The organism is Vibrio scophthalmi LMG 19158 (assembly GCF_000222585.1).
Lineage (GTDB): Bacteria > Pseudomonadota > Gammaproteobacteria > Enterobacterales > Vibrionaceae > Vibrio > Vibrio scophthalmi.
Genome location: NZ_AFWE01000050.1, coordinates 1 through 20,848 on the forward strand (window position 1 = coordinate 1; position 20,848 = coordinate 20,848).

Consider the following 20,848-nt stretch of genomic DNA (forward strand, 5'->3'; position numbering starts at 1 on the left):
AATAGACATCAATCTGAATATCCCTCAGGGGACTATTTTTGGCGTGATTGGCGCGTCTGGTGCCGGTAAAAGTACACTGATCCGCTGCGTCAATATGCTCGAAGTTCCAACCAGCGGCCAAATTATTATTGATGGCGTCGAATTGACGGCATTAAGTAAATCGCAGCTTAGCGAAGCGCGCCGTAACATCGGCATGATTTTCCAGCATTTTAATCTACTCTCTTCTCGTACTGTATTTGGCAATGTTGCCTTACCACTCGAGTTAGCAGGTAAAGACAAAAAGCACATTCAAACCAAAGTTTCTGAACTACTAAAATTAGTCGGTCTTGAAGACAAGCACGAAACATATCCTGCCAATCTTAGTGGTGGTCAAAAACAACGTGTGGCGATTGCTCGCGCGCTTGCTTCTGATCCGAAGGTTCTACTGTGTGATGAGGCAACCAGCGCACTTGATCCAGCGACGACACAATCAATATTAGAATTGTTACGCGAGATTAACCGCAAACTCAAAATCACCATTTTATTGATCACTCATGAAATGGATGTGGTGAAAAGTATCTGTCATGAAGTGGCGATCATCGGCGGTGGTGAGTTAGTCGAAAAAGGTACGGTTGGAGAGATCTTTGCTCATCCAAAAACCGAACTCGCGCACCAGTTTATTCGCTCAACGTTAGATCTCTCTATTCCGGAAGACTATCAAGTGCGTTTGCAACCGACTCGTGTAGAAGGCAGCTACCCGTTAGTACGTTTAGAGTTTACTGGCGCAACCGTGGATGCTCCGCTAATGAGCCAGATTGCCCGTAAATATAATATTGATGCCAACATCTTAAGCTCTGATCTGGATTATGCGGGTGGGGTTAAATTCGGCATGATGGTCGCTGAATTGTTTGGTAGTGAAGCAGACGATAATAACGCAATCGAATTCTTACGTGAGCATAATGTAAAAGTTGAGGTGCTTGGCTATGTCCTTTAATTCATTTTCACAATGGCTAAGCCTTAACGCAGATTTGTTATTAGGTGCAACATGGGAAACGCTCTACATGGTAGCCGTTTCTGGTGTGGTTGGCTTTGCAGTCGGTATTCCACTTGGTGTGATTCTGCATACCTCTAAAAAAGGCGGCTTACTGGAGAATACCAAGCTAAACAGCATTCTTGGCGCAGTAGTAAACGTGGGTCGTTCTGTTCCATTTCTGGTTTTAATGGTCGCCATAATTCCAGTGACCAAACTGTTAGTCGGTACGTTTATTGGCACGACCGCCGCGATCGTTCCACTTACTATTGGTGCGATTCCTTTTGTCGCTCGCTTGATTGAAGGTGCGCTTCTAGAAGTGCCAAATGGTCTCGTTGAGGCGGCGCAGTCAATGGGCGCAACACCACTGCAAATCATCAATAAAGTACTGCTACCTGAAGCGATGCCAACCATCGTCAACTCAGTCACGATTACCTTAGTGACCTTAGTCAGCTATTCAGCGATGGCAGGTACCGTGGGTGGTGGTGGCCTTGGTGATGTCGCTATTCGCTACGGTTTCCACCGTTACGATGTGCTGATCATGGCTGTGACTGTGGTAATGCTTATTGTGTTAGTGCAAATCATTCAATCTATCGGTGATGCCGTTGTTCGCCGTGTAGATCATAGATAAGAAGTTTTTATAAGGAGATTATGATGAAATTTAATGTTAAAGGTTTACTGGCCATTGCCGCTGCGGCATCTGCACTGCTTCTTTCTGGTTGTGGTGAAAAGGAAGTCGATACAAGCAAGATTAAAGTCGGCGTAATGGCGGGTGCTGAAGAGCAAGTTGCTGAGATTGCGGCTAAAGTTGCTAAAGAAAAATACGGTCTAGAAGTTGAGCTTGTCACGTTTACGGACTACGTAACACCAAACGCTGCACTAGACGATGGCTCTATCGACATCAACGCATTCCAACACAAACCATACCTAGATCAGCAAGTGGCTGACCGTGGCTACAAAATCGTGATTGCAGGCAATACGTTTGTTTACCCAATCGCAGGCTACTCTAAAGAAATCAAATCTATTGATGAGATTCAAGATGGCGCTCGTATCGCAGTACCAAATGACCCAACTAACCTAGGTCGCTCACTGCTTCTTCTTGAGCAACAAGGTCTTATCACGCTGCGTGAAGGTGCAGGTCTACAAGCAACAGTACGTGATATCGTAGAAAACCCGAAAAACCTAACGATTGTTGAACTTGATGCAGCGCAATTACCGCGCTCACTTGATGATGTGGTTCTTTCTGTTATCAACAATACTTATGCAAGCTCTGTAAACCTAACTCCACAGCGTGATGGCATCTTCGTAGAAGACAAAGAGTCTCCATACGTTAACTTAATCGTTGCTCGCGAAGACAACGTTAACGCAGAAAACGTACAGAACTTTGTTAAAGCTTACCAAACAGAAGAAGTGTACAACGGCGCTTCTGAGATCTTCCAAGGTGGTGTCGTAAAAGGCTGGTAATCCCCTTCAGCTGAATGACACACTCATAAAAAAGCGGGCACTGTATGTGGCCGCTTTTTTATTTCCTCTCATGCGAAATACCACAGCACAAGCATACCAGCAGAATCAATCGACTACTTTTGTACCGCTTTGAAGCGAGGGTTAGCTTTGCAAATTACGTATAAGCGACCACGTCGCTTGACGATCTGGCAATCGGGATGACGACTCTTCGCACTTTTTAACGATTTTAAAACTTTCATTTTTGCTCCTTAAAGAGACCGAAACGACGATTGAAATTAGATACTCGTCCCTGTTTCTGTGCCACACGTTGTTTCCCGGTGTAGAACGGATGAGATTCTGATGAAACATCCAAGGTTAGATAGGGATAAGTCTTACCATCTTCCCACTCTATCGTGCGGGTTGTGCTGAGTGTTGACCCAACAATAAAATACTTATCGACACTGGTATCGTGAAACACCACTTTGCGATACTCCGGATGAATTTCCGCTTTCATTCTCTCCTCCCTTTCTAATTAAATGATATGTTATAACATATCAAATGATAGTAATTACCAACAAAAGATCAAGCAAATTATTCGCCAATGTTTACCAGCAGTGCGAAGTGCACGATTGTGCTATCTTGTGCAGAAAATTAACGAAGAGATGACGCCGTGTACAACATCGAGCCGATTGGTTATATCCAGAGCCCGTATAAAGAAAAGTTTGCCGTTCCTAGGCAGCCACGCCTAGTGCCTGCTGCAAGCGCTCGAGTGAAACTGCAAGGCGAGGTAAATTGCGCTGAAGCCATCCGCGGCATTGAGCAGTTCAGCCACTTATGGCTACTCTTCTTGTTTGATCAAAACTTAGCGGCAGGTTGGAAACCAACCGTACGACCACCGCGTTTGGGCGGCAACGAGCGTGTTGGTGTATTGGCTTCACGAGCAACATTTCGCCCCAATGGTATTGGCATGTCAGCGGTGGAGTTGAAAGGTATTAACCAAGAAGGTGACCAATTTTATTTGGATCTTGGTAGCGTTGATCTGGTCGACAACACCCCTATCATCGATATCAAACCTTATATTCCCTACTCCGATGCTATTATTGATGCTAGTGGTGGGTACGCAGAAAAAGAGCCAGAAAAGGCGATTGTGTGCTTTTTACCACAAGCAACCGAGAGTCTCTCCCGCTTGGCGAATGGTCAGCATATCCGCCAAGTCATCGAGCAAGTCTTGGCGCAAGATCCTCGACCTGCCTATAAAAAAGGTAAGCCGGACCATAAAGAGTACGCGGTAAATTTGTTCAATTTGAACGTTAAATTCACCGTAAACGATAACTTAGTGTCGGTTACCGTGATTGAACACTTTTGACAAAGCCGTTTGGCTGATATTATAGGCGGCTAACAAATTCCCTTTGTGGGATCGTCATACTCCAGACCATTCCGGCTGAGTATCTAACTTTACTAAACGGATAAATTGAATGCGTACCAGTAATTATCTTCTTTCTACTCTTAAGGAGACTCCAAACGACGCAGAAGTAGTGAGCCACCAGCTCATGCTACGTGCAGGTATGATCCGTCGTCTAGCTTCAGGTCTTTATACCTGGCTGCCAACTGGTCTACGTGTATTGCGTAAAGTCGAAAACATCGTTCGTCAAGAGATCGACAATGCAGGTGCAATCGAAACCTTGATGCCCGTTGTTCAGCCGTTTGAACTTTGGGAAGAGACAGGCCGCTCAGAAAAAATGGGCCCTGAACTACTTCGCTTTACTGACCGCCACGTTCGTCCGTTTGTTCTTAGCCCGACAGCTGAAGAAGTGATCACTAGCCTTGTGCGAAATGAAGTGAGCTCTTACAAACAGCTTCCGCTAAACCTGTACCAAATCCAAACCAAATTCCGTGACGAACGTCGTCCACGTTTCGGCGTAATGCGTGCTCGTGAGTTCTGCATGATGGATGCATACAGCTTTGATATCGATAAAGCGGGTCTAGAGAAATCTTACCAAGCAATGCACGATGCGTACTGTAAAGCATTCGACCGCATGGGTCTTGAATACCGTCCAGTATTGGCTGACTCAGGCGCGATCGGCGGTAACGGTTCACAAGAATTCCACGTTCTAGCAGAAAGCGGCGAAGATTTGATCGCATTCTCAACGGAATCAGATTACGCAGCAAACATCGAAAAAGCGGAAGCACTGGCACCGACTGGTGAATGTGCAGCGCCAACTCAAGAGATGACTCTGGTTGATACTCCAAACGCGAAAACCATCGCGGAATTGGTTGAGCAACACGGCCTAGCTATTGAGAAAACCGTTAAGACGCTTTTCGTTAAAGCTTCAGATGAAATCGATGCGCCAATCGTTGCGCTTATCATCCGTGGTGATCACGAACTAAACGAAATCAAAGCTGAAAACCTAGCTGAAGTTGCCGCTCCTCTTGAAATGGCATCTGAAGAAGAGATGCGTGAACTTATCGGCGCTGGCGCTGGTTCACTTGGTCCTGTTGGCCTTGAGCTACCGTTTATCGTTGACCGCTCTGTAGCGGTAATGAGCGATTTCGGTGCTGGCGCAAACATCGACGGCAAACACTACTTCGGTATTAACTGGGGTCGTGACGTAGAACTAGGTCAAATTGCTGATCTACGTAACGTGGTTGAAGGCGACCTAAGCCCATGTGGTCAAGGTACACTAATGCTTAAGCGTGGTATCGAAGTAGGTCACATCTTCCAACTTGGTAATGTTTACTCTGAAGCAATGAACTGTAGTGTTCTTGATTCAAACGGTAAAAACTCAATCCTAGAGATGGGTTGTTACGGTATTGGTGTTTCACGTGTTGTTGCTTCTGCTATCGAACAGAACAACGATAAATACGGCATCATCTGGCCAGACGCTCTAGCACCGTTCCAAGTAGCTATCGTACCAATGAACATGCACAAATCTGAGCGTGTTAAAGAAGCGGCAGAGAAACTATACGCAGAGTTCACTGCAATGGGTGTCGAAGTTCTATTTGATGACCGTAAAGAGCGCCCAGGCGTGATGTTCTCAGATATGGAGCTGATCGGCATCCCTCACACTATCGTGATTGGCGATCGCAGCATGGATGAAGGTAACTTTGAATACAAGAACCGTCGTTCAGGTGAGAAAACCGCAGTAGCAATGGCTGACATTGTTGAGCACGTTAAAGCGCAATTTGCGTAATTAAACCCTAAGAACTGCAAAAGGCCGATGGAAACATCGGCCTTTTTTTTGTTGTTGTAGAATAGAGAACGAGCTTCGCTCTATGGAACGCTTCGCTCCTAGATTCGAGAGGCGGCAGTGGTTCGTTCTGTGAAAGATTCCCGACTACACTCCTTCGTCGCTATCGGGAATGACGTTATCGAAGTTCCGAGCTTGTGCTGTCATCCTCAAGAGCGAGGCACTCTCAAATACGAAGTCCAGTCTCAATTCTCAAAGCGAAGCATTCTCAAGGACGAAGTCCATTCTCTACTCTCAAAGCGAAGCGTTCTCAAAGCGAAGTCTACTCTCGTCAAACTAGATTCCCGACTGCGCTCCTTCGTCGCTATCGGGAATGACGTTATCGAAGTTCCACGCTTTTGCTGTCATCCTCAAGAGCGAGGTACGAGCGAGTTGGGGATCTATTCTCTACTCTCGAACGAAGCGAAGCGCTCTCAAGGACGAAGTCCGCTCTCAACTCTCGAAGCGCAGCGCTCTCAATTCTCAAAAGAATCCAAAGGCTCTGTCGGCGCTTGACTAGCGACTTTCTTGGCCGCAAACGGCACATCCACCAGCGAACTTGCGTTGCCATCAATCAACTCACCAAAGTGAAATAAGCCGAATTCACCCGGCTTCATACGATGCCAAGCTTCGTTATCGGTCAATGGCTGCGTAGCGATCACCGAGACGACATCGTTAGGCGTCGTCTCTTCTTGGAAGTTGATGGTGACATCTTCATCAATCAAGGTCGCTTTGCCAAATGGCGCTCGGCGCGTAATCCAATAGAGGTGATTGGTGCAGTAAGTCATGACGTATTCACCATCAGAAAGCAGCATATTAAACACGCCTTTTTCTTTTAGTGTGTCGCAGCACTGGGCAACAAAGCGAAACATGCCCATCATATCTTGTGGTGGCTCAGGGTAACGCAGTTCAAGCTGAGTCACTAGCCAGCAAAAGGCGAGTTCGCTGTCAGTTTGCCCTACCGGACGAAAGCGACCCAATGATAAATCTTGGTAATCGGTTAACTGGCCATTGTGAGCAAATGTCCAATAACGGCCCCAGAGTTCACGGGTAAATGGGTGGGTATTTTCCAGATTGACGCCACCACGATTCGCTTGACGAATATGGCTGATCACCGCACGACTTTTTATCGGGTAGTTTTGTACTAACTCGGCAATCTTTGACTGGCAACTAGGGTTAGGATCTTTGAAAGTACGAAAGCCTTTGCCTTCATAAAAGGTGATCCCCCAGCCGTCGCGATGTGGGCCAGTATTACCGCCACGCTGCATCAGACCGGTAAAACTAAAGCAAATGTCAGTGGGTACATTTGCACTCATTCCGAGCAATTCACACATGGTTTAACTCACTCCCTAATTAAACACCCAATACCAAACTAACATATTGTTGGTATTGGGATAAACCGTGCATCAGAATGGGAATTACTTTTCCATTTCCTTTTCGATCAACTGAATCACAATATGAATGATCTTGATATGAATTTCTTGAATACGATCGGCATAACCAAAATGCGGTACGCGAATTTCAATATCGGCACAACCGGCCATTTTACCGCCATCTTTACCTGTCAAAGCGATGGTTTTCATGCCTTTGTTTTTCGCCGCTTCAATTGCATTCAAAATGTTGACTGAATTGCCTGATGTAGACAGACCAAACAATACGTCGCCTTTTGAACCAACCGCTTCAAGATAACGAGAGAAAACAAAATCGTAACCAAAATCGTTACTCACGCAAGACAGATGGCTAGGATCAGAAATCGCAATACCTGGATAACCTGGGCGATTTTCACGGTAACGACCCGTCAACTCTTCAGCAAAGTGCATCGCATCACAGTGAGAGCCACCGTTACCACAAGATAGCACTTTGCCACCTTGTTTAAATGAATCCGCAATCAGTTTTGCTGCAGCTTCAATTTGAGCAATATTATGATCATCACTTAGGAACTTGTTCAGCACTTCAGCTGCTTCAGTCAGCTCACTTTTAATCAAATCCTGGTACATAAGCATTCTCTTTTAATCAGTATTAGAGCGCTGTTATCACAGCCTCAGACTCTTCTGAGTTTACTTGAACCATTCGCACTGTCGAGAGTCAGCCACAAAGATTTCATCGAATCTTGACCTTTCGTGCTCACAAAACCGACATCAGCGCACATTTATAGAATCTTTACTCTACACGGATCACTTTTTGAACAATCTCATGTTTTACATTTTATTAATATCTCTATTACAATTTAACTGGTTAGACCACTAAATTAATCCAGACAATTATCGCTATTCGCTGCCATCTCACGCTGGATAGGGATAAACATAAAGCGTCTGAAAAGGAACACATAATATGGATATCTTGCTCTCCACCCTTAGCTTTGCTGTTGTACTTGGTGCTTGCCTTTACCATCGTGCATCGCTGTTACTCTCACTAACCATGTTGACTGCAACGATGCTGTTACTTTCAATCTCAGGTTATATTGGCTCAATCAGTTGGATGCTCTATTTCACTGCGGTGGTCATTCTGACCGTACCTAGAATGCGCCAAAAGCTGATCAGCCAAAAAGCCTTGAGACTATTTCGCCAAGTGCTACCTGCGATGTCACAAACCGAAAAAGAAGCATTAGATGCGGGCACAGTATGGTGGGAAGCGGAACTATTTAAAGGCAAACCTGACTGGCAGAAACTGCATAATATTGCGCCGCCAAAACTCAGTGCAGAAGAGCAAGCATTCTTGGATGGTCCCGTAGAAGAAGTATGTGCCATGGTGAGTGATTATCACGTCACTCATGAACTAGCAGATCTGCCTCCACAGGTATGGCAATACCTCAAAGAACATAAATTCTTCGCCATGATCATCAAAAAAGAATATGGCGGGTTAGAGTTTTCAGCCTACGCTCAATCACTTGTGCTACAGAAACTGACCGGGGTTTCCAGTGTGCTCTCTTCTACCGTAGGGGTGCCTAATTCACTTGGCCCTGGTGAATTACTGCAACACTATGGCACTCTTGAGCAAAAAGAATACTACCTGCCTCGTCTTGCACAAGGCAAAGAGATCCCTTGTTTTGCTCTAACCAGTCCTGAAGCAGGCTCGGATGCTGGTGCAATCCCCGATTACGGTGTGGTTTGCTATGGTCAGTGGCAAGGTGAAAAAGTGCTCGGTATGCGCTTAACATGGAACAAACGCTATATTACGCTCGCACCTGTGGCGACCGTTCTCGGTCTCGCGTTTAAATTGCGCGATCCTGATGGACTACTAGGAGAAAGCCAAGATCTTGGCATTACCTGCGCTCTGATCCCAACCCATTTAGCCGGAGTAGAGATTGGCAACCGTCACTCTCCACTCAATGTCCCATTCCAAAATGGCCCTACTCGTGCGAATGAACTATTTGTACCAATTGATTACATCATTGGTGGACAAAAAATGGCTGGTCAAGGCTGGCGCATGTTGGTTGAATGCCTATCGGTTGGCCGTGGTATTACGCTGCCTTCTAACTCAACTGGTGGCATTAAGACTGCCGCATTAGCAACAGGGGCTTATGCGCGTATTCGCCGCCAATTTAAACAACCGATTGGTCATATGGAAGGCGTCGAAGAACCTCTTGCACGCCTTGCCGGTAATGCTTATGTGATGGACGCGGCCAGCGCCCTCACCGTAGCCGGTATCGACTTAGGTGAAAAACCATCGGTGATCTCGGCGATTGTTAAATACCATTGTACCCATCGAGGCCAGCGCAGCATCATCGACGCGATGGATATCGTCGGCGGTAAAGGGATCTGTTTAGGCCCTTCCAACTTCCTTGCTCGTAGCTATCAAGGTGCGCCTATCGCCATCACCGTTGAAGGGGCGAACATTCTCACCCGCTCAATGATCATCTTTGGCCAAGGAGCCATTCGCTGTCACCCTTATGTACTCACAGAGATGGAGGCCGCTTACTCAGACCATCATGATGCGCTCAATCAGTTTGATGCTGCGCTGGCTGGGCATGTTAGCTTTAGCGCCAGTAATTTTGTCCGCAGCTTATGGCTAGGTATAACGGATGGTCATTTTTCTTCTGCTCCATACAAAGATGAAACTCAGCACTATTATCAACAGCTCAATCGTTACAGTGCCAATATGGCGCTATTATCGGATATCTCAATGGCGGTACTTGGTGGCTCATTAAAACGTAAAGAACGCCTTTCAGCTCGCCTTGGCGATGTACTAAGTCAACTTTACTTAGCATCAGCGACATTAAAACGTTACGACTTGGAAGGACGAAACAAAGAAGATTTACCCCTGCTGTATTGGGGTATGCAAGATAGCTTGTATCAAGCCGAACAAGCCATCGATGGCCTACTGGCTAATTTTCCTAATCGAGTAATCGCTAAGCTCTTGAAATGGGTTGTAATGCCACTCGGTAAAGTTCGCTGTATGCCTAGTGACAAATTGGATAGCCAAGTCGCGCAGATTATTCAAACACCAAGTGCCACTCGCTCACGTTTAGGTCGCAATCAGTATTTAACGGCCAGTGAATTTAACCCTGCAGGCCGCATTGAGCAGGCGTTACATATCATCTTAGAAGCTGAGCCAATCTTTGATAAGGTATGCCAAGCGATCGGTAAACGTCGAGCGTTCTTAAAGCTGGATATGATTGCTGAGCAAGGCTTAGAATTGAAAGCGATAACAGAAGAAGAAGCCCAGTTACTGATCAAAGCTGAAGAGCAACGTCTCTACGTCATTAACGTCGATGATTTTGCTCCACAAGAATTGGCCACTAAGCCACAAAGCCCTGCGGCAATGGATGAAGTAGCGTAGAACATTCCTATTCATCTTGTAGAGATCGATACAATAAAAAAGGGCTGCTCGGCAGCCCTTTCCTTTTGCACTCTAAACAGAGATTATTCAGATGCAATCTCGAATGCATTAGCCTTTCGTCGGTATTTCCAACTGCATTTCAGGAATCGCCGCTTTTTTCGCTTTCACTTTGCGCATAACTAACCAAACAATTAAGCCCAAAGTAATTATCACAATATTCCCTAACGCGATAATCATCAAACTTCGATTACGCTGTGATTCACGCTCTTGTTTAATGCGGATTTCTTCTAAACGCTGAGCTTGTTTGATGCGCTCTTCTTCTTGCAAGCGACGAGTTTCAGCCAAATCAATGTCTTTCACTACACTGTAAGTTTGCTCAGATAGAGGGAACATCAACTCGCGATGTGAGCCAAGCTCAGTGGCAAACACTTTGCCATTCCAAGAATACTCACCAATCACGCCACTGTATGGGATATCAAGTTCAACCTTCATTGCCTCTTTATCTGCCGCAGAGTTTTCAACCGCTATTTCCTCACCCCTCGCATCCCTATGTTCAATATGAGCGGCCAGTGACCCCGGTTGAATCATGCCTTGTTCACCAGAAAAGATCACTTGGTGAGCTTGATTTTCCGTCCGAGACTGAATAAAGGAAAGTTCGATTGGGCTTGGGTAAACCAATACCTCTTGCTCTTGAGCCCGTAAGAAAACCCCATTGCCTGAGGTAATGCGCACCCGATATTTACCCGGAGCGGACGTAATCGGCAATGAAACCGTAAACACCCCATCACCCGGTTTTTCATCCAAACCTTGGCCGTCATCAGCAAAAACGCCGACCTCAATCGGCACAGGGCGCGCTTCCTTGATCAAGCTAGCTTCATTTTCAATGTACTTAGTAAAGGTGACTTTTAGCTCCACGCGATCCAAAAAATCGCGCAGCACTAAGGGTTTATCATTGGATGTTAAGCGAGCCGTAAACTTCATCTCTTCGCCTTGAAATAGACGTTCAGGTAATGTTTGCGCTGACAGTTTAAGATGGGAAATCAGTTTAATTTTATTTTTTGGCGTTACTTTGCCAATCGCCTGCCAAGGACCTGGCATTGGGTTTTCGATCGACACGATATCCATCGCCGACTCTTGATACCAACTGACGTTATCGGGGCTACGATGGGAGTAGTATTTATGGCCGTCAGGACGCACCAGCACCACAGGTTGTGAGGATTCTGCGCGATAAATAACAAAAGTAATGTGTTCAATGCTAGGATCAACCCGAAAACGGTTATCTAACAGCGTCATCGAACTTTCAGATGTTGCCGTTGCGGACGTTGAGGCGCTCTGAGCGGCAAAGCTCAATGAACAAATGCATAACCCTAGCAAGGCAAACCAAATCCTCAACATCTTCTCTCCTATTGACGCCAGAGGCAGCTTCCGCTTTTCTCTACGATATCTAAACGACTATTATGGGCTTCTATCTCATCGGCAGTAGCGCGTAAAACCTTTAGTGCTTTTCGCTGACTAGAAGCTCGTTTTATTGACTCACCTCCCACTCCTTCACCATCTCCGCTGCCGGGATTGAATTGTAAAGTGGTTTGTCCGCCCGTCATTAATAAGTAAACGTCGGCTAGGATTTCCGCATCGAGCAATGCGCCGTGGAGGGTACGGTGCGAGTTATCGATGCCGTAGCGATCACACAAGATATCAAGGTTATTACGTTTACCAGGGAAGATTCTCTTCGCCATGGCAAGGGTATCGGTCACCTTACAATATTGCTCAGTATTGCCTATCGAGGCATCCAACTTCTCGAATTCATAATCCATAAAGCCGACGTCGAAGGGCGCATTATGCGCGACCAATTCTGCGCCTTGGATAAATTCTAAAAACTCGCGGTGCACATCACGGTATTCTGGTTTATCACGCAAAAACTCATCGGTGATACCGTGGATAGCCACCGCTTCGGCTTGAATTTCACGATCGGGCTTTATGTAGACGTGGAAATGACGCCCCGTCAATTTGCGGTCAATGATTTCCACCGCACCGATTTCAACAATACGGTGACCAAGGTAATGTGGGCCGCCATCTTGATTCATACCGGTGGTTTCGGTATCGAGAACCACGATGCGATGCTGATTTGAATTGTTACTGGTATTCATTGCAGGCTATATGTCAGACTATATGGATTATGTGCTAACACCTATAGTATCAAATCATGACGAAACAAGTGGAAATTTTCACTGATGGTTCTTGTTTAGGTAACCCAGGCCCAGGTGGCTATGGCGTTGTTCTCCGTTATAAGCAAGTGGAAAAAACACTCGCTGAAGGCTTCACCCTCACCACCAACAATCGCATGGAAATGCTGGCAACCATTGTGGCTCTAAAAGCCTTAAAGGAACCATGCCAAGTGATTCTGACTACGGATAGCCAATATGTACGCCAAGGCATCACGCAATGGATCCACAATTGGAAAAAACGCGACTGGAAAACCGCCGATAAAAAACCGGTGAAAAATGCTGATTTATGGAAGGCACTGGAGTTAGAAACCCAACGTCATGATGTCGACTGGCGCTGGGTAAAAGGCCACGCAGGTCATCGCGAAAACGAAATGTGTGATGAACTGGCCCGTACAGCCGCTGAAAATCCAACAAAAGTGGATCACGGCTATATCCCAAGCAACTAAATTACTAAGAACTGTATTCCTAAGGACTAGGCAATTAGGCCTATACGCTTAGCCCCCATAAGCTTACGACTTAGTACAATTCGATTTAGACGAAACTTTGTAGTTGACGCCCACTGGCGTCAATTTTCGTTTCAGCTTCCAATGCGGTTTGATCGGCTTTAATGGATAAGTTCTTTTACGCGCGACAATAAAATACAAACTCCCCATTGGCGCAGCCCAATCACCAATACTGTTTTCCAGCCATGTCCAACAAGTGCGATGAGTCTGCATCGGAAACAACCCATACTGATCGCAAGCCACCACTTGATAATTTAAGATCCCCAACCAGTCCTTAATTCGACTGGTGGTAAACATGCGGCCACTCCACGGCAAATTATTTTTGCGCCAAGGCATGAAACTGGCGAGCCCAGTAAAACTCAATGGGTTAAAACCGGTTAGAATCAAATAACCATCATCAATCATCACTCGATCGACTTCTCGCAACATGCGATGAGGATCATTACAATAGTCGAGTTGATGGGCGAGAATCACCGTATCAAAGCTTTTTTCCAAAAAAGGCAAATCGTAACCATCTGCAATCACGTTATGCAAAGGATTGTGGATATCGAGATTAACTTGATGTTGTATATTGCAGTTGCAGCTCGTAAGCTCGCAGCTTAAACCACCTAACTTGAGCATGTGGTAGCCAAAAAGCTTAGGGCACCACTCATCAAGCCGAGTTTGGATCGATTCGTTAACCCATTGGCCATTTTTTAATTGTGCCCAAGAATGGGGCTGTACAAGCTTTTTTTCACTGCGTGCTGGTTTCATAACGAGCTCACTTTGATAAATGGAGATAAAACCATGTTAGATATCAAAAGCATACCTGCCTTTAACGACAATTACATCTGGCTCATCCAAAATAGCGATCGTCGTTGCGCGGTTGTCGACCCAGGCGATGCGGCGCCCGTATTAGCCTACTTGCAACAACATGAGTTAACTCTAGAAGCAATCTTAATTACCCACCACCACCATGATCACATTGGCGGCATTCCTGAGTTAGTTCGTCAATTCCCAACCATTGACGTAGTCGGCCCAGCCAATGAGCCAGTTCCAACCTTAACCCACCCTGTTGAAGCCGGCGATCAAATTCATCTCTTTGATGAAGTCTTTTTTGTACTCGGTCTGGAAGGTCACACTTTGGGCCATGTCGGTTATGTGGGCGATGGCAAACTTTTCTGTGGTGATACGCTATTCTCTGCCGGATGCGGGCGCGTTTTCGAAGGCACCATGGAGCAGATGCATCAATCACTGAGCAAACTGGCAGCACTGCCGGAAGAAACCGAAGTTTACTGCGCTCATGAATACACTTCGAGCAATCTTGCTTTCGCTATGGCGGTCGAACCCGACAACGCCCAATTGCAAAAATATCGTGAAGAAGTCAATCGTCTTAGAGCGCAAAATAAACCAACACTGCCAACCACCATCCGTCGTGAAAAATGGATTAATCCTTTTTTACGTGTTGATGAAGCCAGTGTCATAAAATCAGTAAGCAACCGAACGACACAAATGGATCCTGTGTCAATTTTTACAGCATTGCGTGAGTGGAAAAACGAATTTTAACGTTTTCCTGCTTGTCACTCAGCTAATGAGACAAGTATTATCAGCAGCCGTTGAAAAGAAGGGCTGTAACATGCGATTTAAACACAGCTGGGTTCTGGCACTGGTATTAACCGGTTGTCAAATGACCCAGCCTACTACTCAAGATTCTGATGTAGAAACCACCTCAGATAAGACCTCTACTGCAACAGTAGTTCCTGCAACATCAGCCACTACGCCTGTAGAATCTCAAGTAGTTGCAACGCCGATTGTGACACCTCAGTCACAACAAGATGTATGGCAACGTATCGCGATGCAGCTTGAGATGCCAATTCCCGACCATAAAACAGTCGATTACTATCGTACTTGGTATCTCAAACACCCAGGGCATCTAAAAACCGTTTCTCAACGCGCCCAGCCATTTCTTTATCTAATTACAGAAAAAATTGAGCAACGTGGTTTACCGTTAGAGCTCGCTCTATTGCCCGTTGTAGAAAGCTCGTTTGATGCTTTTGCGTATTCACACGGCAGTGCGGCGGGTCTTTGGCAGTTTGTCCCTTCAACAGGCAAAATGTACGGCCTTGAACAAGACTTTTGGTATGACGGTCGCCGTGACGTCGATGCAGCAACGGATGCAGCCTTAGACTTTCTAACCGACCTCAACAAACGCTTTGATGGCAACTGGTCACATGCGATTGCTGCCTACAATAGTGGTGGTGGTCGTGTATCGAGCGCCATTCGTAAAAACACCAAAGCAGGTAAACCGATCGACTTCTTCTCTCTTTCTTTACCAAAAGAGACCAGTGCGTATGTACCTAAGCTGCTTGCCCTTGCGGACGTGATCGCCAATCAAGAGAAATACGGAATTGAAATCCCGCCGATTGCTAACAAGCCTGTGGTCGAATTGGTGAAGCCGAATGAACAGCTTGATCTTGCGATTGCCGCCAACTATGCCGATATTTCTGTCCGTGAGCTACAAAGCTTAAATCCAGCTTACAACCAATGGGCTACCTCACCAGATGGCAATACGCAACTGTTGCTGCCTATCGCTTCAGTCGATAAATTTAACGCGCAATTGGCACAAAATCGCGGCAAAGGCATGAAGGTCGCTCGCTATAAAGTGCAATCAGGCGACACCATCAGCGTGTTAGCAACCAAGTACAACACCACCAGCCAAGTGATTCGTACTGCGAATAACATGACCAATAACAACATCCGTATTGGTCAACATCTGCTGATCCCAATTTCAACTAAAGATGACAAAGCTTACGCACTCAGTGCCAGCAATCGTCTAGCGAAAACCCAAGCGAAAGCTCGTGGTAAGTACAAATTGACTCATACTGTCGGCAAAGGCGATAGTTTGTGGAGTATCGCCAAAGCCAATAAGGTGTCACACACTTCACTGGCGAAATGGAATGGTATGGGCCCACGAGACACACTACGTATTGGCCAAGATTTGGTGATCTGGAAAAACAGCGCTGATGGTGCAGTGATCCGCACTGTCTTTTATCAAGTGCGTAGCGGTGATACGGTGAGTGGCATTGCAAATAAATTCAAAGTAAAAACGACCGATGTCGTGAAGTGGAATAGCCTTGAGAAGAAAAAGTACTTAAAGCCAGGTCAAAAACTGAAGCTGTATGTCGACGTGACTAAGGTGAGTGTATGACGCCATCAAGCAACCCTTTAAGCATGCTAGTTGATATTTTTCGTTCGCCTAGCGCCACTTTTATCGCCCTACATCAAAATGGTATGTGGGGTTGGCAGCCTTTCATTGTTTTGCTGCTGACACCATTTTTATTCTGGGGCGCCTACTTTGACATCGTCAATTTTGCATGGCTTAAGCAAGCTTTGCTACCCCAATTAGAGCAAGTGAATCCAAGCCAAGTAGCTTTGCTAGATGCTAATACCTTGATGGCGAGTGAAATCATTGCCGAGGTTTTAGGTCGTATTACCAGTGTGACACTATTGGCCTTTTGGTTTCATTTTGCGACGAAGCCAAGCCAGCACCAACAGGGATACTGGAAATGGTTTGCAGCCAGCTGCGCGATTTTATTCCCGGCCGTACTGGGCGATTTGGCGAGCTATGTCAGCGCCTTACTCAAGCACGGCCAAGTGCTAAGTTATGCTGCCAACCTTAATAGCCTTAATGGTTTATTGAAACTGCCAATGACCAATGATTGGTTTTCATTTGCCAGTTCATTACCGCTGTTAATGCCATGGTATATCGCCCTCGGTTATGCTGCGGTCGGTACATGGACAGAATTCGAACGTGGCCAAGCCTTAGCGATTTCTGCCCTTCCTTGGGTGGTTGTTTACACTATTTGGGCGCTATTTCTACTGATTTTCTAATACGCTTTGCACTGACGGCAATAGACGAAAATAGACTTCAATCGGATTATGATCAGAGGCGTCAGAAATGGGCGCCTCTGCTTTTTCTAGCGTTAAGCCACGATAAAATAGATGATCAAGCGGTAAACCATTAATAAATTGCTTACGATGATCCAATTGATAATCCACTTCTTGCACTCCAACCTGTGCTAATACCCCTTTCATCACCGCTAAACGTTGTTCACTCCAGCTATTAAAGTCACCTGCAACAATAACAGGCCCTGTATGCGCCTTGAGAACGTTAGCTAACTTTTCAAGTTGATGATGATACTCTTGCGTACCATAAGTAAAGTTCACCGCATGGATATTAACCACCGCCAGCGTCTGCCCATTCGATAGTGCATAAGTGGCAAACAGCGCTGATTTCGGCAAGCGCAACCAAGGCTCCATCTCAGTATACCCACAAGCGCGTTTAGGCAATTGATGCGCCAAATTGAGCACACCTGCCGAAGTATCAAATGCTTTAAAGGCATCAACCAAATTTCCACTCCACTGCCCAGCATCGATCCAAGCGCGTAACTCTTCTGTCATGCTCGCTTCTTGCAACAGCAGCAATTGCTTATCTTGAGCAAGTCCCTCTAAAGCCTGTTGCCAGTTGGAACGATTTTGCTTATAGATGTTCCATACCAATAGGTTTAATTGACCATGGTGATCAAGTATTTGAGGGGCTGGGTTTTGATAACAAGCCAATGCGGGCTGCATGTCATTGGCCGAGACTGTCGGCGGCGTAATCGTCGTGACCTGTGCGGTGTCAGGTAAGGTAAAAACACTTCGATAGCCTGCGTAACCTGCAACAGTGACCACCAATGTAAATATGAGGAGAGTTCTTTTTTTCATAATGGGGGATAATGCTCATCCAGCCGAAAGCTGATTGAATATCCTTATTGATTTAAAGCGTCGCCATCCAATATGGCCAGCCCAAAAAATAAAAGAGCCATGCGGCTCTTTTATCTGAATTAGATTGCGTCTTCGTCTTCTTCACCAGTACGAATACGAACAACACGTTCAACGCTAGTGATAAAGATTTTACCATCACCAATTTTTCCGGTTTGCGCCGTTTCAATAATGGTATCGACACACTGATCCGCGACATCATCAGTCACGACAATTTCAAGCTTCACTTTTGGTAAAAAGTCGACCATATACTCTGCACCACGGTACAGCTCTGTATGACCTTTTTGACGGCCAAAGCCTTTTACTTCCGATACAGTCATACCGGTAATACCAACTTCTGCGAGTGCTTCGCGTACATCATCCAGCTTAAAAGGCTTAATGATCGCCTCAATCTTTTTCATGTTCATCCCTTAAACTTACGTTATTTCAATCATTATCCCAAAAAGAGTCACGAATAAAAAGCCCAAGCCTTTAGCCTAACGTGCTTTCGCTCGCCAATCCAATTTATAACCTTTACCAGCAAAAGGTTTGCAATTAAATAGCCCTAGCACCGCAACCACCTCATCACCACATAATAGGATCGGTGTTCGACGTCTTAACCAGCTCGGCACGCCATACTCCTGAAATAATTTTTTCAGTTTACGGCTATGGCCACGACCAACCGGATGAGCAGTTAAACCTTCCGGGTTGAAACTTATCGACAGTTGACTCACTTGCTGCTCGGTTAGTGCCAACTCTCCCATTGGAGAGGCTGATAACCGCAATTCTCCAACGCCATCAGGAAGTATCAGGCATTGATCAACATACAGTGGCGCCTGCCAATGGCTGATTTCTTCGGCAGGCAATACTTGATATAAACATTGCGCAAAACGACGTATCTGTATCTGACCTAAATTGAGAATAGGGTTGGCATCATCGGTCGCCAAAGCCACTTGCTGCCAAATTAAAGCCAGATGATCACGGCTTGGCATGCGCAATTGAGCCTCGGCAAACCACATGCGCAGTAACTGCATGCGTACCCGCTCACTTTTGCTTTCTAGAGTAGCAATAGAAAGGCTGCCATCACTAGCCAACGCGCTTTCAAATTGCTCTGTCAATAATTCGACGAGTAACGCTTCTTGTTCTGCACATAGCTCTGCACTGCGCTGCACCGCACTATGGATATGAGGCCAACGCTGCTTGAGTGCGGGAGTAATTTGATGGCGAATAAAGTTACGGTCAAAACGCGTATCTTGATTGCTTTCATCTTCCACCCATTGCAACTGTAACTGCTGTGCAACTCGCTCAATCTCTGTACGTGGCACGGTAAGTAAAGGCCGTACGATTAAGCCATTTCGCCATGGCATCACTTGCGCCATCGCCGAGAGTCCTCTTGGACCACTCCCCCGCTTTAAGGCCAGTAAAAATGTTTCTAATTGATCATCGCTATGTTGACCGGTAATCAATATATCGCCAGCCCCAACGTGCAGGCTAAGCGCTTGATAGCGAGCCTCGCGGGCACATTCCTCAAGGCTTTGCCCACTATGATCAAGCTGAACCTGCTCAACCACACATTTTATTCCTGCTTGCTGTGACCATTGCTGGCATTGCTGAGCCCATTGGTCAGCATTTACACTTAATCCATGGTGCACGTGCACTGCCAAGCAGACAACACCATGCGCTTGTTGATAGCGGCTCAATAAAGCCAATAGTAAGCGGGAATCAACCCCACCGCTCAATGCTAAAACGATTTTGTTGGGCTGTTGCTGTTGCAGTGATTGAGAAAAAATGGCGTAAAGAGAGTCCATGGCCGCTCACAAGAGTGTCTTAAGTCATCGCTATTCTAGCGCAAAACAAAAAGGGTTGAGACCATGCTCAACCCTTTTCTTTGTTATTCAATGAATCAACAGTAACCGTAGTTCATTAAACGCTGGTAACGGCGAGCCATCAAAGATTCTTCGTCAAACTGTTCCAACTCAGCAAGTTGGCGCAATAGCGTTTCTTTTACATTTTCTGCCGTTTGTTTATGGTCGCTGTGCGCACCACCTAACGGCTCACTGATAATCTCATCGATTAGCTCTAGCTCTTTCAAACGTGGAGCGATAAGACCCATCGCTTCCGCCGCCTGAGGCGCTTTATCTGAATCGCGCCATAAGATAGAAGCACAGCCTTCTGGCGAAATCACTGAGTAGGTTGAGTACTGTAGCATATTGACATAGTCACCGACACCAATCGCCAATGCACCACCAGAACCGCCTTCACCGACTACGTTACAGATAACGGGAACGGTTAGACCAGCCATGACTTTTAGGTTGGTTGCGATCGCTTCTGATTGGCCACGCTCTTCAGCACCAAGACCTGGGTATGCGCCCGCGGTGTCGATAAAGGTGATGATCGGCATGTTAAAACGTTCTGCGGTTTGCATTAAACGCAGTGCTTTGCGGTAGCCTTCCGGTTTTGGCATGCCAAAATTACGTTTTACCTTCTCTTTGGTTTCACGACCTTTTTGATGACCAATAATCATCACTGGACGGCCTTCTAAACGTGCAATACCACCAACAATCGCTTTATCATCAGCGTAAGCACGATCGCCTGCCAGTTCATCAAATTCAGTAAAGATATGCTCGATGTAGTCCAAGGTATACGGACGACGAGGGTGACGAGCAAGTTGAGCCGTTTCCCACGCACCTAAATCGCTGAAGATTTTCTTTTTAAGCTCTAAGCTCTTCTTCTCTAGCTGCTCAATCTCTTTATTAAGATCTACACCAGCATCACCACCATGGCGAGAAACGTCACGCAGCGCTTCGATTTTAGCTTCAAGTTCTGCGATAGGCTTTTCAAATTCTAGAAAGTTTAGGCTCATCTATCGATCCTTTTATA

At 46.0% G+C, this 20,848-nt stretch carries 20 protein-coding genes and 1 pseudogene; 10 read left to right on the forward strand and 11 right to left on the reverse strand.

Annotated features, from left to right (window positions below; genetic code table 11):
- The 3 genes from metN to RH88_RS02850 form a co-directional block, all read left to right on the forward strand.
- On the forward strand, positions 1 to 973 hold a 973-nt coding region (gene metN, locus RH88_RS02840; protein ID WP_005593334.1), incomplete at its 5' end, for a methionine ABC transporter ATP-binding protein MetN.
- Positions 963 to 1,640: a methionine ABC transporter permease gene (locus RH88_RS02845; RefSeq protein WP_005593335.1), complete on the forward strand. Its 678-nt coding sequence runs from the start codon at positions 963 to 965 to the stop codon at positions 1,638 to 1,640. The genes metN and RH88_RS02845, both read left to right, overlap by 11 nt.
- 23 nt (positions 1,641 to 1,663) lie before the next feature.
- Positions 1,664 to 2,473, forward strand: a complete 810-nt coding sequence (locus RH88_RS02850; protein WP_005593336.1) for a MetQ/NlpA family lipoprotein — start codon at positions 1,664 to 1,666, stop codon at positions 2,471 to 2,473.
- A gap of 113 nt (positions 2,474 to 2,586) precedes the next feature.
- Here RH88_RS02850 and ykgO read toward each other — a convergent pair whose 3' ends face one another.
- Positions 2,587 to 2,712, reverse strand: a complete 126-nt coding sequence (gene ykgO / locus RH88_RS02855) for a type B 50S ribosomal protein L36 (protein WP_005593337.1) — start codon at positions 2,710 to 2,712, stop codon at positions 2,587 to 2,589.
- Positions 2,709 to 2,966: a type B 50S ribosomal protein L31 gene (locus RH88_RS02860; protein WP_005593339.1), complete on the reverse strand. Its 258-nt coding sequence runs from the start codon at positions 2,964 to 2,966 to the stop codon at positions 2,709 to 2,711. The genes ykgO and RH88_RS02860 overlap by 4 nt, the downstream gene beginning before the upstream one ends.
- 156 nt (positions 2,967 to 3,122) lie before the next feature.
- On the opposite strand from RH88_RS02860, the gene tsaA reads away from it, so the two are divergent.
- Positions 3,123 to 3,818, forward strand: a complete 696-nt coding sequence (gene tsaA, locus RH88_RS02865; RefSeq protein ID WP_005593340.1) for a tRNA (N6-threonylcarbamoyladenosine(37)-N6)-methyltransferase TrmO — start codon at positions 3,123 to 3,125, stop codon at positions 3,816 to 3,818.
- A 109-nt stretch (positions 3,819 to 3,927) separates the two neighbouring features.
- Positions 3,928 to 5,643 carry a proline--tRNA ligase gene (locus RH88_RS02870; RefSeq protein ID WP_005593341.1) on the forward strand — a complete coding sequence of 572 codons (1,716 nt, stop codon included), beginning with the start codon at positions 3,928 to 3,930 and terminating at the stop codon, positions 5,641 to 5,643.
- Between the two features lie 512 nt (positions 5,644 to 6,155).
- Here RH88_RS02870 and RH88_RS02875 read toward each other — a convergent pair.
- Positions 6,156 to 7,013 carry a class II glutamine amidotransferase gene (locus RH88_RS02875; protein WP_005593342.1) on the reverse strand — a complete coding sequence of 286 codons (858 nt, stop codon included), beginning with the start codon at positions 7,011 to 7,013 and terminating at the stop codon, positions 6,156 to 6,158.
- A gap of 84 nt (positions 7,014 to 7,097) precedes the next feature.
- Positions 7,098 to 7,676 carry a D-sedoheptulose 7-phosphate isomerase gene (gene lpcA / locus RH88_RS02880; RefSeq protein WP_005593343.1) on the reverse strand — a complete coding sequence of 193 codons (579 nt, stop codon included), beginning with the start codon at positions 7,674 to 7,676 and terminating at the stop codon, positions 7,098 to 7,100.
- 334 nt (positions 7,677 to 8,010) lie between these two features.
- Here lpcA and fadE point away from each other — a divergent pair, with 334 nt between their 5' ends.
- Positions 8,011 to 10,458: an acyl-CoA dehydrogenase FadE gene (fadE, locus tag RH88_RS02885; protein WP_005593345.1), complete on the forward strand. Its 2,448-nt coding sequence runs from the start codon at positions 8,011 to 8,013 to the stop codon at positions 10,456 to 10,458.
- Positions 10,459 to 10,566: 108 nt separating this feature from the next.
- Here the strand turns inward: fadE and RH88_RS02890 are convergent, their stop codons facing one another.
- Both RH88_RS02890 and dnaQ read right to left on the reverse strand, forming a co-directional pair.
- Complete coding sequence (locus RH88_RS02890) at positions 10,567 to 11,853, reverse strand: TIGR03503 family protein (RefSeq protein WP_005593346.1); 1,287 nt, start codon at positions 11,851 to 11,853, stop codon at positions 10,567 to 10,569.
- A gap of 8 nt (positions 11,854 to 11,861) precedes the next feature.
- On the reverse strand, positions 11,862 to 12,605 hold the full coding sequence (dnaQ, locus tag RH88_RS02895) for a DNA polymerase III subunit epsilon (protein WP_005593348.1): 744 nt from the start codon (positions 12,603 to 12,605) through the stop codon (positions 11,862 to 11,864).
- Between the two features lie 56 nt (positions 12,606 to 12,661).
- Between dnaQ and rnhA the strand changes: the two genes are divergently transcribed.
- On the forward strand, positions 12,662 to 13,129 hold the full coding sequence (gene rnhA / locus RH88_RS02900; RefSeq protein ID WP_005593349.1) for a ribonuclease HI: 468 nt from the start codon (positions 12,662 to 12,664) through the stop codon (positions 13,127 to 13,129).
- A gap of 63 nt (positions 13,130 to 13,192) precedes the next feature.
- Here rnhA and RH88_RS02905 read toward each other — a convergent pair whose 3' ends face one another.
- Positions 13,193 to 13,939 carry a class I SAM-dependent methyltransferase gene (locus RH88_RS02905; protein ID WP_005593351.1) on the reverse strand — a complete coding sequence of 249 codons (747 nt, stop codon included), beginning with the start codon at positions 13,937 to 13,939 and terminating at the stop codon, positions 13,193 to 13,195.
- Between the two features lie 33 nt (positions 13,940 to 13,972).
- On the opposite strand from RH88_RS02905, the gene gloB reads away from it, so the two are divergent.
- From gloB to RH88_RS02920, 3 genes and pseudogenes are all read left to right on the forward strand, one after another.
- Positions 13,973 to 14,731: a hydroxyacylglutathione hydrolase gene (gene gloB, locus RH88_RS02910; RefSeq protein WP_005593352.1), complete on the forward strand. Its 759-nt coding sequence runs from the start codon at positions 13,973 to 13,975 to the stop codon at positions 14,729 to 14,731.
- A gap of 229 nt (positions 14,732 to 14,960) precedes the next feature.
- Positions 14,961 to 16,373 (forward strand): annotated as a pseudogene (locus tag RH88_RS02915) (LysM peptidoglycan-binding domain-containing protein); the annotation flags it as partial.
- A complete protein-coding gene (locus RH88_RS02920; RefSeq protein WP_005593354.1) occupies positions 16,370 to 17,056 on the forward strand; it encodes a YIP1 family protein in 687 nt (228 codons plus the stop codon). The pseudogene RH88_RS02915 and the gene RH88_RS02920, both read left to right, overlap by 4 nt.
- On the opposite strand, the gene RH88_RS02925 is transcribed toward RH88_RS02920, so the two are convergent.
- The 4 genes from RH88_RS02925 to accA form a co-directional block, all read right to left on the reverse strand.
- Positions 17,042 to 17,932, reverse strand: coding sequence for an endonuclease/exonuclease/phosphatase family protein (locus RH88_RS02925; RefSeq protein WP_005593355.1), 891 nt, complete (start codon positions 17,930 to 17,932; stop codon positions 17,042 to 17,044). The two genes, RH88_RS02920 and RH88_RS02925, sit on opposite strands and share 15 nt — an antisense overlap.
- 119 nt (positions 17,933 to 18,051) lie before the next feature.
- Complete coding sequence (gene glnB, locus RH88_RS02930; RefSeq protein ID WP_005593356.1) at positions 18,052 to 18,390, reverse strand: nitrogen regulatory protein P-II; 339 nt, start codon at positions 18,388 to 18,390, stop codon at positions 18,052 to 18,054.
- A gap of 75 nt (positions 18,391 to 18,465) precedes the next feature.
- Positions 18,466 to 19,776 (reverse strand): tRNA lysidine(34) synthetase TilS, encoded by a 1,311-nt coding sequence (gene tilS / locus RH88_RS02935; protein WP_005593357.1) that lies wholly within the window; start codon positions 19,774 to 19,776, stop codon positions 18,466 to 18,468.
- Positions 19,777 to 19,871: 95 nt separating this feature from the next.
- Positions 19,872 to 20,831, reverse strand: coding sequence for an acetyl-CoA carboxylase carboxyl transferase subunit alpha (gene accA, locus RH88_RS02940; RefSeq protein ID WP_005593359.1), 960 nt, complete (start codon positions 20,829 to 20,831; stop codon positions 19,872 to 19,874).
- Positions 20,832 to 20,848 lie beyond the last annotated feature (17 nt).

Excerpts from the sequence above, each read along its gene's own strand:
- RH88_RS02890 (WP_005593346.1), bottom strand. The coding sequence starts at position 11,853 with ATGTTGAGGATTTGGTTTGCCTTGCTAGGGTTATGCATTTGTTCATTG.
- accA (WP_005593359.1), bottom strand. The coding sequence starts at position 20,831 with ATGAGCCTAAACTTTCTAGAATTTGAAAAGCCTATCGCAGAACTTGAA.
- RH88_RS02870 (WP_005593341.1), top strand. The coding sequence starts at position 3,928 with ATGCGTACCAGTAATTATCTTCTTTCTACTCTTAAGGAGACTCCAAAC.
- RH88_RS02925 (WP_005593355.1), bottom strand. The coding sequence starts at position 17,932 with ATGAAAAAAAGAACTCTCCTCATATTTACATTGGTGGTCACTGTTGCA.
- gloB (WP_005593352.1), top strand. The coding sequence starts at position 13,973 with ATGTTAGATATCAAAAGCATACCTGCCTTTAACGACAATTACATCTGG.
- RH88_RS02920 (WP_005593354.1), top strand. The coding sequence starts at position 16,370 with ATGACGCCATCAAGCAACCCTTTAAGCATGCTAGTTGATATTTTTCGT.
- RH88_RS02875 (WP_005593342.1), bottom strand. The coding sequence starts at position 7,013 with ATGTGTGAATTGCTCGGAATGAGTGCAAATGTACCCACTGACATTTGC.
- fadE (WP_005593345.1), top strand. The coding sequence starts at position 8,011 with ATGGATATCTTGCTCTCCACCCTTAGCTTTGCTGTTGTACTTGGTGCT.
- ykgO (WP_005593337.1), bottom strand. The coding sequence starts at position 2,712 with ATGAAAGTTTTAAAATCGTTAAAAAGTGCGAAGAGTCGTCATCCCGAT.
- dnaQ (WP_005593348.1), bottom strand. The coding sequence starts at position 12,605 with ATGAATACCAGTAACAATTCAAATCAGCATCGCATCGTGGTTCTCGAT.
- RH88_RS02845 (WP_005593335.1), top strand. The coding sequence starts at position 963 with ATGTCCTTTAATTCATTTTCACAATGGCTAAGCCTTAACGCAGATTTG.
- rnhA (WP_005593349.1), top strand. The coding sequence starts at position 12,662 with ATGACGAAACAAGTGGAAATTTTCACTGATGGTTCTTGTTTAGGTAAC.
- RH88_RS02850 (WP_005593336.1), top strand. The coding sequence starts at position 1,664 with ATGAAATTTAATGTTAAAGGTTTACTGGCCATTGCCGCTGCGGCATCT.
- RH88_RS02905 (WP_005593351.1), bottom strand. The coding sequence starts at position 13,939 with ATGAAACCAGCACGCAGTGAAAAAAAGCTTGTACAGCCCCATTCTTGG.
- glnB (WP_005593356.1), bottom strand. The coding sequence starts at position 18,390 with ATGAAAAAGATTGAGGCGATCATTAAGCCTTTTAAGCTGGATGATGTA.
- tilS (WP_005593357.1), bottom strand. The coding sequence starts at position 19,776 with ATGGACTCTCTTTACGCCATTTTTTCTCAATCACTGCAACAGCAACAG.
- lpcA (WP_005593343.1), bottom strand. The coding sequence starts at position 7,676 with ATGTACCAGGATTTGATTAAAAGTGAGCTGACTGAAGCAGCTGAAGTG.
- RH88_RS02860 (WP_005593339.1), bottom strand. The coding sequence starts at position 2,966 with ATGAAAGCGGAAATTCATCCGGAGTATCGCAAAGTGGTGTTTCACGAT.